The organism is Solibacillus sp. FSL W7-1436, from assembly GCF_038007305.1.
Lineage (GTDB): Bacteria > Bacillota > Bacilli > Bacillales_A > Planococcaceae > Solibacillus.
Window position 1 is genome coordinate 2,076,201 of the sequence record NZ_JBBOWV010000001.1, and the last position, 14,235, is coordinate 2,090,435.

The window sequence follows — 14,235 nt, forward strand, 5'->3', positions numbered from 1 at the left end:
GTTATTACGTATGTAATGGGTACAGACAAAAACGACGGCTTGAATCCTTCATAATATAGGTTCAAGCCGTTGTTTATTTAAATATATAAAGATTCGAGAGCGTCTGTCAGGAAATTCCCGTCGATCTTCATCAATTAGTAGTCAAAAAGTAAATTTACTTTGCCTGTAAATTCGTCATCCTAAAAGGGTCTAACATAATATCGATTTGGGCTTCAGTGAATAATCCTTGTTTTAAACAAAGGGATCGAACTGACTCACCGGTTATTAATGCTTCTCTTGCTAATTTAGAAGCCATTTCGTAGCCTACATAAGGAGCGATTGCTGTAACAACCCCAATTGAGCGTTCGACATTATCACGTAATACTGTTTCATTTGCTTTAATGTCCATTAGACAGTAGTTTGTGAAAGCTGTGAAGCCGTTCGACATAATGCGGATTGAGTGTAGTAAGTTATACACTAGCACAGGCTCCATAACATTTAATTCGAATTGTCCCGCTTCGGAAGCCATGCTAATCGTTGCATCATTCCCGACAACTTGGAATGCAATCTGGTTAATCACTTCCAGCATGACAGGGTTTACTTTACCAGGCATTATGGAAGAACCAGGTTGACGCTCAGGCAGTAAAATTTCGGCAAATCCTGTTTTCGGACCGGATGCCATTAAACGAAGGTCATTACAAATTTTCGACATGTTCAACATACAGATTTTCAGTGCACTTGAAACTTCTGTATAAATATCTGTATTTTGCGTCCCGTCTACATGATTTTCACATTGAGTGAACGGGAGACCAGTATTTTCTGCTACAAATTCTACTGCTGATTTAATGTAGGCGGCATCGGCATTTAGGCAAGTGCCGATTGCAGTTGCTCCTAAGTTAATGGCATATAAGTCTTCCTTTGACTGGGAAATTCGTTTCATATCTCGACGCAGCACTTTCGCATAAGCAAGGAATTCCTGCCCGAGACGAATCGGAACAGCATCCTGTAAATGCGTTCGTCCCATTTTAATGACGTGATCAAATTCTTTTGCTTTTAAATCAAAAACCGAAACCATGTATTCCATCACTTTTAATAATTCGATTAATAAATGGACAGTTGAAATATGAATTGCGGTAGGGAATGTATCATTTGTAGATTGGGCCATATTGACATGGGAATTAGGGCTGACTTTCGCATAGTTGCCCTTTTCATAACCTATAATTTCTAATGCCCGGTTAGCGATTACCTCATTAGTATTCATATTTAAAGAGGTGCCGGCTCCTCCTTGAATCGGATCTACTACGAATTGGTCATGCCATTGTCCCAAAATAATTTCATCAGCTGCTTGAATAATGGCACAGGCAATGACCTTATCTAAATTTCCTACTTTTACATTGGCCTGTGCGCTGGATTTTTTGACAATTGCCATAGCCCGAATCAATTCCCGGTCAACGGTTAATCCGGTAATCGGGAAGTTTTGAATAGCGCGCATTGTTTGAATTCCATAATATTGATCTGCAGGGATTTCCATTGTTCCTAAAAAATCTTTTTCGATTCGAATTTTCATAGAAAGAACGCTCCTTCATCATTAGTGGTATGGAAAAAGACAGTAGAAAGATCATGAATGATTTATGAAATTCTGATAGATTTAATCTAAATAAGCACGGACAGCCTCGTAATGGGCATCTAAATCCACGTTGGAACCACTGATGATAACAACAACGTTTGCCCCTTCTTTAACGGGTACTTTATTATTTAACAGTGCGCCGACCCCTACAGCCGCAGCCCCTTCAACAGCAATTTTATGTTCCTTATATAAATAGGCCATACCCATTTTTATATGTTCTTCGGAAATCAAAATACTGTAATCCATATATTGTTTTACAAAGTTAAATGTATATTGATTATTGTCCCCAATTCCTCCTAATAAGCTGTCTGCCAATGAAAATGGTTCATCGACGATTGTCGGGCGTCCCTGTTTTAAGCTTTCATGCATTGCAGCACCGTGCTCCATGGATATACCAATGACACCAATTTTAGGGTTGATTTTTTTCATGACAGCCCCTATTCCGGAGACCAGACCTCCACCGGATAAACCTGCAATGACGTCGGTCGTAGTTGGAAGATCTTCTATTATCTCTAAAGCTGTAGTTCCTTGCCCCGCGATAATATCCAAATGGTCAAAAGGGGGGATGATCATAAAACCTTCACTCTTCGCCAGTTCATAGCAGCGTGCCTCCGCTTCATCCTGGCTATTGCCGTAAATTTCTAATTCCGTTCCCAAATCTACCATTCGATCCGTTTTGGCCCGCGGAACATTTTTAGATACGCAGACGATGGCACGGATATTTAACTTTTTGGCTGCTAATGCTAGAGCATATCCATGATTACCGGTAGAAAAGGTAATCACACCTTTCTGCTTTTGTGCTTCGGTTAAATTGTTCAGCGAATTAAGGGCACCTCTGTATTTAAATGAACCACTTTCATGAAAATGCTCATATTTCAAGTAAATATTGGCGTTTAATTGTTGTGACAACTTCTTCGAATATACTAAAGGAGTTTTTTGAGTATAGGGTTCAATTCTTTTTCTGGCTAGATAGAAGTCTTGTAGTTCTAATGTCTCTGTAAGTAAATCTGTCCCGAAATTCATAGATAAAACCTCTCTTCTTTTGATTGTTTAACTGTTTATAACTTACAATCGTTTATTTACCAGGAATAGTCAATGTGTCAAATTGTAAAAAAAATCAGATAATTTTTATACAATATTACGAATTGAATAAGAAGTTTACAGAAAATAGAATTAAATAAATATCGATTTATTATAAAAGGGGGAAAAACAATGCCGGTATTTGAAGTTTCAGAGTATCAGAAACGTCTGCAAGAAACGAAAAAAAGAATGATTCAACAAGACATCGAAGTTTTAATCGTAACAGATCCAGCGAACATGAACTATTTAACTGGGTATGACGGGTGGTCGTTTTATGTACACCAATGTCTAATTGTACTGTTGGATGAAAAGGAGCCATTTTGGATCGGCAGAGGGCAGGATGCGAATGGGGCCAGAGTTACAACTTTCCTGAATGATGATCATATTTTGCCTTATGCTGACAATTACGTTCAATCATTAGAAAGACACCCTATGGATTTTGTTTGCAATTTCCTGATGGAAATAGGTAAACATAAATCGACTATCGGTATAGAAATGGATACGTATTATTTTACAGCAAAATGTTATAAACAATTATCTTTCGGAATGCCTCAAGCAACATTTAAAGATGTTACAAATTTAGTTAATTATGTACGGTTGATTAAATCGGATAATGAGATTGAATATATTAGAAAAGCTGCAAAAATTGTAGATCATGCGATGAATACAGGAATTGAAGCCATTGAAGAGGGAGTAAGAGAGTGTGATGTAGTGGCAAAAATCATGCATGCTCAAATTTCCGGTACGGTAGAGTTTGGTGGAGATTACCCGGCAATCATGCCTTTATTACCTGCAGGCGAAAGAACATCCACACCGCATTTAACTTGGACTGACAATAAATATCCGTCCGATATTCCAGTCATTTTAGAATTGGCAGGTTGCTATAATCGTTACCACGCACCTCTTTCAAGAACAGTCTACATCGGTGAACCAGATCCAAAAGTTAAATACTTGGCAGATGTTGTGATTGAAGGGTTAAATACGACATTGGATGCGATTAAACCAGGAATCACATGTGAAGAAGTGGAAGAGGTTTGGAGAAAAACCATTTCTAAGAGCGGTTTTGAAAAAGAATCACGTATAGGTTATTCTATGGGATTAAATTATCCTCCTGATTGGGGCGAGCACACAGCCAGCTTAAGACAAGGTGATAAAACAGTCCTGCAGCCAAACATGACATTCCATTGTATTCCGGGAATTTGGCTGGATAAATATGGAGTAGAGTTAAGTGAATCATTTAGAGTAACCGAGACAGGTATTGAAGTATTTGCTACAGTACCTAGACAATTATTTGTAAAGAATACCACTAAAATCTATTAATTTAGGATGTGAGGATGTTGAAAGTATTCTTAGAGGATGAAATAAGAAACGTGATCAAAGTAGATACGAGAGCAATTGAAGAAATCGAAAAAGGGTTTACTGCCTATTCAGATGGAAAAGTGCAAGTACCGCCGATTTTAAGACTCGATTTTCCGAATGTACAAGGTGAAATCGATGTGAAAACAGCGGTGATTGAAGATTTGGATTCTTTTGCCCTAAAAGTTTCTTCAGGATTTTTCGATAATCACAAATTAAATTTACCAAGTCTAAGTGGATTAATGATGTTGTTCAGTTCTCAAACAGGAATGCTAAAAACAATTTTCCTGGACAATGGTTATTTAACGGATGTGAGGACAGGAATCGCAGGAGCAATAGCTGCAAAATATTTGGCAAAACAACAAATTAGCAGTGTAGGCGTAATAGGAACTGGTGTACAGGCCAGATATCAGGTTGAAGCCCTGAGTTTAGTTAGAGATTTCGATACGGTAAATGTTTTTGGCAGAAATGAACGTGCTGCAAAGAAATATGCAGAAGATATTTCCGCCACATTAGGCAAGCAGGTGATAGTTCACCAAGATATTGAATCAGTTGTAAAAAACAGTGATATCGTCATTACGACAACGCCAGCTACTGTTCCGCTTATCAAATCTGAATGGTTACACCCAGGTGTTCATATTACTGCTGTAGGATCAGATGCAGAACATAAGCAGGAATTGGAACCCGAAGTATTTTCAAAGGCAGATTTAGTAGCCTGTGATATTCGGGAGCAGTGCGTACGTCTTGGAGAATTACACCATGCAAATGAACACCTGACAGATTTTGATTTGCACAGTGTAGTCGAATTAGGAGATATCATTTCTGAAAAAACTGAAGGAAGAGTATCTGATGAACAGATTACAGTTTGTGACTTAACAGGTACAGGAATTCAAGATACAGCAATAGCCCGGTTAGCTTTTAAATTATTGGAAAATTCAAAAGAAAAAGTAAAGTGATTTTTTATACAAACTTTTTAGGGGAGTAGATGATCATTTTGAATAACAATGTCCTTTCTAAAGTGGAAAGTCTAAGTAATCAAATCATTGAATGGCGCCGGGAACTTCACAAACATCCGGAGTTAAGCTTTCAAGAATACAACTCAGCAAGGTTTATTGCAAACCAGCTTTCAACAATCAAAAATGTGAAAGTAGAGGTTGGAGTAGGGCTGCCCACAGCTGTAATTGGTACTTTATCGAAAGGAATTGGTCCAACCATCGCGATTAGAGCGGATATTGATGCCTTGCCGATCCAGGAAGAAAATACCCATTCCTATACTTCAGAAACCGCGGGAGTCATGCATGCCTGTGGACATGATGCCCATACAGCCATTGCAATAGGTGTCGCAACGATTATGAGTGAACTATTCGAAGAGCTGGATCTAAATGGGACTGTCAAATTTATTTTTCAGCCGGCTGAAGAAACGGTTGATGAATTCGGGAAAACAGGCTCCCCTTATCTAATAGAATCCGGTATTTTAGCGGATGTGGATTGTGTATTGGCATTGCATATGAACCCTGAAAAAGAAGTCGGTACGGTCTTAGTTCATGACGGTTACAGTATGGCAAATGTCGATGTATTTGAAGCAACGATATCCGGTACAGGAGGTCATGGAGCTTACCCGCATTTAACGATTGATCCCATCTCTTTGCTTGGACAAGTGATTCAGTCCATCAATCAAATTGTATCCCGAAAAGTGTCACCATTAGATGCGGCAGTCATCAGTATTTGTGAAATTAAAGCCGGGTCGGCAAGTAATATCATACCAAAAGAGGCCTATTTATCAGGTACGTTAAGAAGTTACAAGCCGGAAGTCAGAAAAGAAATAATAGAGCATCTGTATAATTCATTTGAACTTACGCGCCTCTTCGGTGGAGATTACGAACTGAAGATTATAGAAGGAGAGCCTGCCCTGTTTAATAACGTGGAAGTTAATGCAGTCATTAGAGATTCCATAAAAGAAGCACTTCCAAACATGGTCATTGAAAATATTCCTTTTGGTTTAGGTGGAGAAGATTTCTCTCATATGGTAAATAAAGTACCAGGCGCAATGATCTTCTTAGGTTGTGCAATAAACGATGATGTAAAAAGAGAACTTCATACACCGATTTTTGACATTGATGAAAAAGCATTGTCACTTGGGGTAACAATTTTCTGTCATACTTTATTAAAGTATTTTACAAGCAATGCGTTATTACCAACTAAAACCGCATTAGAGAAAATTGAAAATTAGTGGACTTATAAAAAACTATAATACTAGATTGGGTGGTGTGTTAGTTGATAAATACTTATGAGAACAAAAAGATGCTCGTGGCGGGAAATTGGGTAGAACGTGAGAAAACAATTAAAGTATTTAACCCTGAAAATCAGGAGTTGATTGCAACAGTTCCATCAGCAAGTAAAGAAGATGTGGCTCTGGCAATTGAGGAAGGGATAAAAGGGGCAGAAATTGCAAGGAAATTGTCTACTAACGAAAGAATGACGATTTTAAATAATGTCGTGAAATGGATTGAGGAAAACCAAGATCTGTTTCTAACAACATTGGTGAATGAAAGCAGCAAAACGATTAGAGAAGCTAAAAAAGAAGTAAAACGATGCATTGAAACAATTAAAATCAGTGCGGAAGAAGCAAGAAGAATTCACGGTAAAACAATCCCTTTTGATCAAATGGAAGGGAATGAAAATCGATTAGGATATTATATGAAAGTTCCCGTTGGATTAATCGTTGCGATTACTCCGTTTAACGACCCATTAAATCTGGTTGCTCATAAGCTGGGTCCTGCGATTGCAAGCGGGAATGCAATTATTTTAAAACCTTCCAGTGAAACACCTCTTAGTGCCCTTTTACTTGCCAGAGCGTTTAAAGAAAGCGGATTGCCAAATGAAATGTTATCCGTCATTACAGGATCTTCCAGAGAAATCGGTGAAGTGCTGGTCACACATGAAGCCATTAGAATGATTACCTTTACGGGCGGTTATGAAGCAGGCGAGGATATTTTTTCTAAAGCAAAAGTGAAAAAAATCAGCATGGAATTGGGATCCAATTCACCTTGTATTGTTTTAAAGGATGCTGATTTTAATTTAGCTGTAAACTCAATTGTATCGGGAGGTTTTTGGGCAGCAGGTCAAAACTGTCTAGGAGTTCAGCGGGTTTACATTGAAGAAGACATTTTTGATAAATTCAAACATGAATTAGTTTTAAAAACAAGTTTTATGAAAGTCGGATCCAAATTAGAGGAAACTTCTGATATGGGACCTCTTATTAATGAGAAAGAAGCAATTCGTGTGGAACGTTTAGTTGAAAGCGCAAAGGAATGCGGCGCTGAATGTCTAATTGGGGGGAAACGTAACGGAACGTATTATTTGCCTACAGTGTTGACGAATGTTCCTCCTGACCATGAAATCGTTACTCAAGAAATTTTTGGGCCAGTAGTAATTATTGAACCAATCATTAACTTAGAGGAAGGAATTGAAAAAGCGAATAATGTTTCTTATGGTCTTCAAGCAGGGATTTTCACTAAAAATATTGAGAATGCCTTTCATGCGGTGAACACCCTTAATTACGGTGGTGTGATGGTCAATGACAGCAGCGACTTCAGAATCGATGCAATGCCATTTGGCGGAATGAAGAAATCCGGAATAGGGAGAGAAGGGGTTCCTTTCACTATTGAAGAAATGACTGAAACTAGAGTAGTTTGCTTTAAAATTTAAAATAAGAAAGGAGAACTTTATGATAAAAAATGTTAAATATATTTTAGTTGGATTAATGGTTTTATTTTTAGCTGCCTGTGGGAATGAGGCTGAGGGCTCAGGAGATAAGTTGGCGCAACTTCAGGAAAAAGGGGTTGTGAAAATAGGTTTTGCAAATGAAATTCCTTATGCTTATGAAGAAAATGGTGAAATTAAAGGGGCAAACGTTGAAATTGCAAAAGCTGTATTTAAGGAGTTAGGAATCGAAAAATTTGATGCTAGTTTAAGTGACTTCAGTCAACTAATTCCAAGTATTCAAGCTAAGCAGTTCGATATAGTAACTGCTGGTATGGCGATAAAACCGGATAGATGTGAAAAAGTACTATTTAGTGAACCGGAAATGAAATATGGTGAAGGATTAATTGTAAACAAAGGAAACCCACTTAATTTGCAAAGTTATAAAGACATTGCAGCAAATCCGAAAGTTAAGGTAGTTGTAATGGAAGGGGCAACAGAAATAGGGTTCCTTCAGCAGGAAGGCGTAGATCCGAGCCAGATTCTAATTGTACCGGATATTTCAGCAACATTCTCCGCTTTATTATCTGGCCGTGCAGATGCTACAACTGGAACAGAAATGACAGTAAAGCTTGCTTGGAAATCATTGAATAATGATAAATTGGAATTTGTGGAGACATTTGAACAACCGGATGTTGAAGGTGTCCCAAGTTATGGTGGAAGCGTATTTAATCTTGCGGATGAAACTTTAAGAGATGCTTATAACGAAAAACTAGCTGAACTAAAGGAAAATGGAACAGTGGCAAAAATATTGGAAGATAACGGATTTAGCGAGATTAGTAACATGGCAGAAGACGTAACAACAGAACAAATTTGTAATCCATCATAATTTGAAGGGAATGGTTAGGTATGGGCCCCATATTTGAAATACTACCACAACTCCTAAGGGGACTCAGTGTAACTCTTTCAGTGTTAATTGCTGCAGTTCTGATTGCATATTTAGTAGCGTTTATAACGGGTTTTGCAAAGCTTTCTAAAAATAAAACTGTTTTTAGAGTTACAACTGCATTTGTTGAATTTTTCCGTGGTACTTCCCTTATCGTCCAGTTATTTTGGCTGTATTATGCCATTCCGATGTTGCTTGGCATTCAGTTAGGTTCGAATTGGTGGGCTGGAGTCATTGCAATCGGATTAAACTATGGTGCTTACATGTCTGAGGTTGTGAGAACTTCCATATTAGCGATTGATAAAGGACAGGATGAGGCGGGAACTGCACTGAATTTTTCGAAGTATAAAAAAATGAGATATATTATTTTACCGCAGGCAATCAAAATGATGATTCCGGACTTTGGAAGCTATACGATTCAAATAATGAAAGCTACTCCGCTAGTATCGCTTATAGGCTTACGAGATATTTTATACTATGGTGACATCTTGAGAAATACCAATTTATCACTATCACCGTTAATCTATTTGATCATTCTGCTTATCTATTTTGTAATCGCATTACCAATTATATATATTACGAAAAAAACTGAGGTATTAGCGAAGAAAGGAGTTGCTAACTGATGAATGGTAACTGGAGTTGGAACACTTTTCTTGAGTCTATTCCTTACATTGTAAAAGGAATCCCGATTACGATAGGACTAACTATAGCTTGTTTTCTGGTTGCGTTAATATTTGGTTTTGTATGGGTCATCAATAGTTATATCCCATTAAATTTTATTAAAAAACCTGTTCAATTTCTCAGAATGTTTATTTATTCGACACCTCCATTGGTTCAATTATTCTTCTTATTCTATGCGCTGCCGATGGTGCCTGTAATTGGAGTAACGCTAAACCCTTATGTATGTGCTGTTTTAGGGCTGGGAATACACTACAGCACTTATATAGGGGAAATTTACAGATCCGGTATCGAAAGTGTTGATAAGGGGCAATGGGAAGCAGCCACAGCTTTGAATTTCAGTAAAAGGGATAAATGGATAAAAATTATATTTCCGCAAGCGATTCCGCCTACAATTCCTATGCTAGGAAACTATTTGATTATTATGTTTAAAGAAGTGCCGATAACAGCAATTATTGGTGTTGTAGGAATTTTATCTTTAGCTAATTCTTTTGGAGCATTAAATTTCGCATACTTAGAACCGTTAACAGTTGTAGGGATTATTTTCTTAGTATTAAGTGTACCTGCTTCGATATTGGTAAACAAAATTGAGTCCAAAATTAATAATAAAGATTTATTTGCAGTAAAAAATAAAAAGAAAAATTCAGATGAAAAACTGAAGGATCTTTCAGCAGAGAGGAGCAATCAAGTTGTATAAATTAGAAGAAAATATTGTTGGCGCACAGAATGTAGCTGAAAAATCTCCTCTTGTACAATACCGGGATGTCAAAAAATCTTTTGGGGAAGTTCAGATTTTAAATGGCATCGATTTAGATATATATGCTGGAGAAAAAATAGCGATAATCGGTCCTAGCGGATCAGGTAAGACGACACTGATCAGACTATTAATGACTTTAGAACAGCCGAATTCGGGCACTATATTAGTTGAAGGAAACAACTTATGGGAAATGGAGAAGAATAATAAAATGATTCCAGCCAATGAAAGACATCTCCGGAATATAAGAGGTGATATAGGCATGGTGTTCCAACATTTTAACTTATTCCCCCATATGACAATTTTGGAAAACTGTACGATAGCCCCGGTTCAAGTAAAGAAGGAAAATAAAGAAGTCGTAAAAAAACGGGCAATTGAAATGTTGGAAAGAGTTGGATTAGGTAATAAGCTAGATCATTATCCAAGCCAGCTTTCAGGAGGTCAAAAGCAACGTGTTGCAATGGCCAGAGCACTTGTTATGAAGCCTAAGATTATGCTGTTTGATGAAGTTACTTCAGCATTGGATCCGGAATTGGTGGGAGAAGTTTTGGAAGTAATCAGAGACATTGCGAAAAATGAGGACATGGCAATGGTTTTAGTTACGCATGAAATGGACTTTGCATTGGATATTGCGGATAAAGTTCTATTTTTGGACCGAGGCGTAATAGCGGAGCAAGGAACAGCTTCAGAAGTCTTGGAGCATTCAAGTAATGAAAGGGTTCAAAATTTCTTAAAGAGATTTAGACAGAACTAATTCAAAAATTGGTATTGGTTCTCTAGAGAAATCAGGGATATTTAAAATGATAATAGAACTATATATTGTAAAATTAAAATGCAGGCTTATACACATCGTGTACAGAAGCCTGCATTTTTGTATGAGAAAATTTTATTGCTTTGTATGCTTTAACCAAGTTCGTACACTTAGCTCGAGTAAAAACAAGTCTTCAGATTCATTTAATAAAAGACCTGTCAAAGACTCAATTTTTTTTAAGCGATATAATAATGATTGCCTATGTAGGTTAAGAGCCCGTGCCGTCTGACTAACATTTCGACTATTCTCATTGTAGGAAATAAAAGTATGTAATAATTCCATGCCTCTTCTTTCGTCATACTCTACCAATGAAGAAATCGTATCTGAAATGATGGTCTGGATATCGGGGTTATTATTGAGATCTATAAAAAGCCGATCTATTTTTGTGTCTTCATAATAAATACGCATACCTTTCCCTTTTTGTTTTCTGCCGATATCTACTGCGATGCTCGCTTTTTTGTAGCTCTCATGAAAACACATCTTACCTTGCTCATGTTTTCCGATGCCCCAGGAAATAATGATTCCCGGTGCAACACTATGCAGCCGTCTTTCTATCAAATCCAGAATCTGATTGATTGGGCTGTTTAATGATGACTCACGTGCTTCGAGAAAGATTAAAATTTCTCCTTCATCAAAAGCGAAGATAGTTTTATATCCATATGATTTTGAAATGAAATCCAATTCATTTTGAATGTAGGAAGATAACCAGACGAGCCATGATTCTTTTGTATCCAGATTATTTTTATTCTTCAGGAAAAATGAAAGAGAATCTTCTAAATAGCCTACAATACATTCATATGACAGTTCGAAATTGTAGCCTTGTGCTTCTAATTTTGAAACCTGATTATAGTTATTATGTTTTGCGAGATTTAAGACATACTCATTTTGCTTTAAAAACTTCGGTTCTTCCGCTTCTTTTTGGCTTGAAAACCATAATGCTGAAATTAAAATGGTCTGTTCCATAATATTTAATTGTTCAGATGTAAGTGATAAGGAGTTAGGGGCCAATACGAAAAAGTACCCGTGAATTTGTTCTTTTGAACTGATTGTGGAACAGTAAGCAGTTGTTGTATCAATTTTTACTTTATTGATACTAGAATAAAAATCGTGATAAGTGAAATTATTGAAAAATTCAAGCTTGAAATTACTCTGGATTTTATTGAAATCCGCAGAACCTGATATGTACTTGCCGTTCCTATCCACAATCAATAAGGAGAGATTTAATTCTAATTCCACAAAATCAATGATATCTTTATAAGGTTTTTTGCTCATAAACATTTCTACAAGTTGTTTTTGGAAATCTTTGATGATAGACAGTTCTTTTTGTTGGGATTTATGAAGCATTTTGTTGACTTCCTCAATAATGTCCGCAAACCTAATTTCCCAGGGAATTTCAATTATCATGAAATTTTTGCTGTTTGCAAATTCTATAATTTCCTTAGGGATGTCTATTAGATAAAATCCCCCTGTAGCAAAAGCTAACGCAGCAGCACCTGATTGATAGACTTCATTTGCGAAATTTAAAAGCGAATCTATATTGTCGTGGCAGCCTATTCCGGAGCTTAAGACAAACTCGTTTTCCTTTATAAAATTTTCGACAGGTCCTTCAATTACCGATACTCTGCTGACCTTTATATTTTTCGGGACTGTTTGTTCATTTAAGATTTTGGCTTGGTGGAGAACAGGGGAATTAATAATTTCTTCTAAATATATGCTCATAGGAAGTGCCTCCTTATCGAATATTATTTAAAATTTCTGATGGATTTAGATAGACTGTACAAGGTGTTTTTTAAATAATGTATAGATTACTCCTAATTGTTTGGATAACAATCCAATATGTATTTTAAGCTTCAAATTATTGAATGATTAAATAATTTGAAATTTTACAAAAACTACCTATAAACAAATATATTTAAAATTCATTAAAATGTCAATTTAACATTTTAATATATTATTGTTTGAATAATATATAAGAGCTAGTCGTAAGGTCACAACTAGCTCTCGATGTACAATAACTTTTACAGAGTAAAAGAATCGTATTGAATTAAATTGGTTGTTTAGAAAGTAATGACTCAATGGCAGTGAACTGGTAATTCAAATCTTTTGCAATTGCTTCATGTGTGATACGACCGGCGAATACATTCGTACCGGATTTTAAAGCCGCACTTTCTTCAATTGCTCTATATATTCCTTTATTAGCAATTTGTAAGGCATACGGAATCGTATTGTTCGTTAAGGCAATTGTTGATGTACGAGGCACAGCACCAGGCATATTGGCAACTGTATAATGCACCACACCATGTTTTACGAATGTCGGGTTGTCGTGTGTCGTAACTTTTTCGGATGTTTCAAAACAACCTCCTTGATCAATTGCAATATCGACAACTACAGAACCCGGAGCCATTGATTTAATCATCTCTTCCGTGACAAGCTTTGGAGCTTTGGCACCTGGAATTAATACAGAACCGACAACTAAATCTGCTTTTTCTACAGCTTTCGCGATATTAAACGGATTTGAAATTAATGTTTGTACATCTCTTCCGAAAATTTCTTCTAGCTGACGTAGACGGTCAGCGCTTAAATCAATAATGGTTACAGCTGCGCCCATACCAACAGCGATTTTAGCGGCATTCGTACCGGCGATGCCCCCACCGATAATTGTCACTTTACTGCGCTGTACGCCCGAAACACCGCCTAATAAAATACCTTTACCTTCATTTAATTTTTCAAGACAATGTGCCCCGATTTGCACAGACATTTTACCGGCTACTTCACTCATAGGCGTTAATAATGGAAGAGCATTATTGACTTTTACTGTTTCATAAGCAATGGCATTCACATTTGCTTCTACTAAAGCCTTTGTAAGTTCTGGCTCGGCAGCTAAGTGAAGGTAAGTAAATAATATAAGGTTTTCCCGGAAATATTTATACTCCGATGAAAGTGGCTCCTTCACTTTTATTACCATATCCGCTTTCCAGACTTCTTCCGCAGTGTCTAGAATTGAGGCTCCAGCATTGACATACTCTAAATCAGTAAAACCGCTGCCTAATCCTGCCCCTTTTTCAATAAGGACCATATGGCCGGCTTTAATGAATCCATCAACTCCAGCAGGTGTAATCGCAACACGGTTTTCGTTGTTTTTTAATTCCTTAGGCACACCAATAATCATACTAACACTCCTCCAGAATAATAATTTTCTTTAGAATTAAGCGTTTAACTCTATTAAAAAAATTTTATATGTGGAAGGGTCTGGTAACAATATGAAAAATGTATGAAAGATATTTGTTGATTTTATACACTAT

Annotated in this window: 12 protein-coding genes; 8 read left to right on the forward strand and 4 right to left on the reverse strand. The window is 36.9% G+C overall.

The features are described 5' to 3' along the window. Positions 1-154: 154 nt before the first annotated feature. Entirely contained in the window at positions 155-1,546 is a 1,392-nt protein-coding gene (locus MKX73_RS10310; RefSeq protein ID WP_340717352.1) for an aspartate ammonia-lyase, read from the reverse strand. Positions 1,547-1,627: 81 nt separating this feature from the next. Then, positions 1,628-2,629: a pyridoxal-phosphate dependent enzyme gene (locus MKX73_RS10315; RefSeq protein WP_340717353.1), complete on the reverse strand. Its 1,002-nt coding sequence runs from the start codon at positions 2,627-2,629 to the stop codon at positions 1,628-1,630. Positions 2,630-2,818: 189 nt separating this feature from the next. Between MKX73_RS10315 and MKX73_RS10320 the strand changes: the two genes are divergently transcribed. From MKX73_RS10320 to ehuA, 8 genes are read left to right on the forward strand one after another with little or no spacing between them, the layout of a single operon-like run. Next, on the forward strand, positions 2,819-4,006 hold the full coding sequence (locus MKX73_RS10320) for a M24 family metallopeptidase (RefSeq protein WP_340717354.1): 1,188 nt from the start codon (positions 2,819-2,821) through the stop codon (positions 4,004-4,006). A gap of 14 nt (positions 4,007-4,020) precedes the next feature. Beyond that, positions 4,021-4,998: a cyclodeaminase gene (locus MKX73_RS10325; protein WP_340717355.1), complete on the forward strand. Its 978-nt coding sequence runs from the start codon at positions 4,021-4,023 to the stop codon at positions 4,996-4,998. A 29-nt stretch (positions 4,999-5,027) separates the two neighbouring features. After that, entirely contained in the window at positions 5,028-6,272 is a 1,245-nt protein-coding gene (locus tag MKX73_RS10330; RefSeq protein ID WP_340717356.1) for a M20 metallopeptidase family protein, read from the forward strand. Positions 6,273-6,316: 44 nt separating this feature from the next. Next, a complete protein-coding gene (locus tag MKX73_RS10335; protein WP_445783311.1) occupies positions 6,317-7,750 on the forward strand; it encodes an aldehyde dehydrogenase family protein in 1,434 nt (477 codons plus the stop codon). Positions 7,751-7,769: 19 nt separating this feature from the next. Then, the gene (gene ehuB, locus MKX73_RS10340; protein WP_339197622.1) at positions 7,770-8,633 is read left to right on the forward strand and encodes an ectoine/hydroxyectoine ABC transporter substrate-binding protein EhuB; all 864 of its coding nucleotides are present in this window, start codon (positions 7,770-7,772) and stop codon (positions 8,631-8,633) included. 20 nt (positions 8,634-8,653) lie between these two features. After that, the gene (locus MKX73_RS10345; protein WP_339197624.1) at positions 8,654-9,313 is read left to right on the forward strand and encodes an amino acid ABC transporter permease; all 660 of its coding nucleotides are present in this window, start codon (positions 8,654-8,656) and stop codon (positions 9,311-9,313) included. Further along, positions 9,313-10,065, forward strand: coding sequence for an ectoine/hydroxyectoine ABC transporter permease subunit EhuD (ehuD, locus tag MKX73_RS10350; RefSeq protein ID WP_339197626.1), 753 nt, complete (start codon positions 9,313-9,315; stop codon positions 10,063-10,065). Before MKX73_RS10345 ends, ehuD begins: the two co-directional genes overlap by 1 nt. A gap of 13 nt (positions 10,066-10,078) precedes the next feature. Beyond that, a complete protein-coding gene (gene ehuA, locus MKX73_RS10355; RefSeq protein WP_445265742.1) occupies positions 10,079-10,876 on the forward strand; it encodes an ectoine/hydroxyectoine ABC transporter ATP-binding protein EhuA in 798 nt (265 codons plus the stop codon). Between the two features lie 132 nt (positions 10,877-11,008). Here ehuA and MKX73_RS10360 read toward each other — a convergent pair whose 3' ends face one another. Next, complete coding sequence (locus MKX73_RS10360) at positions 11,009-12,652, reverse strand: PucR family transcriptional regulator (protein ID WP_340717357.1); 1,644 nt, start codon at positions 12,650-12,652, stop codon at positions 11,009-11,011. A gap of 325 nt (positions 12,653-12,977) precedes the next feature. Beyond that, the gene (gene ald, locus MKX73_RS10365; RefSeq protein ID WP_340717358.1) at positions 12,978-14,102 is read right to left on the reverse strand and encodes an alanine dehydrogenase; all 1,125 of its coding nucleotides are present in this window, start codon (positions 14,100-14,102) and stop codon (positions 12,978-12,980) included. Between the last annotated feature and the right edge of the window lie 133 nt (positions 14,103-14,235).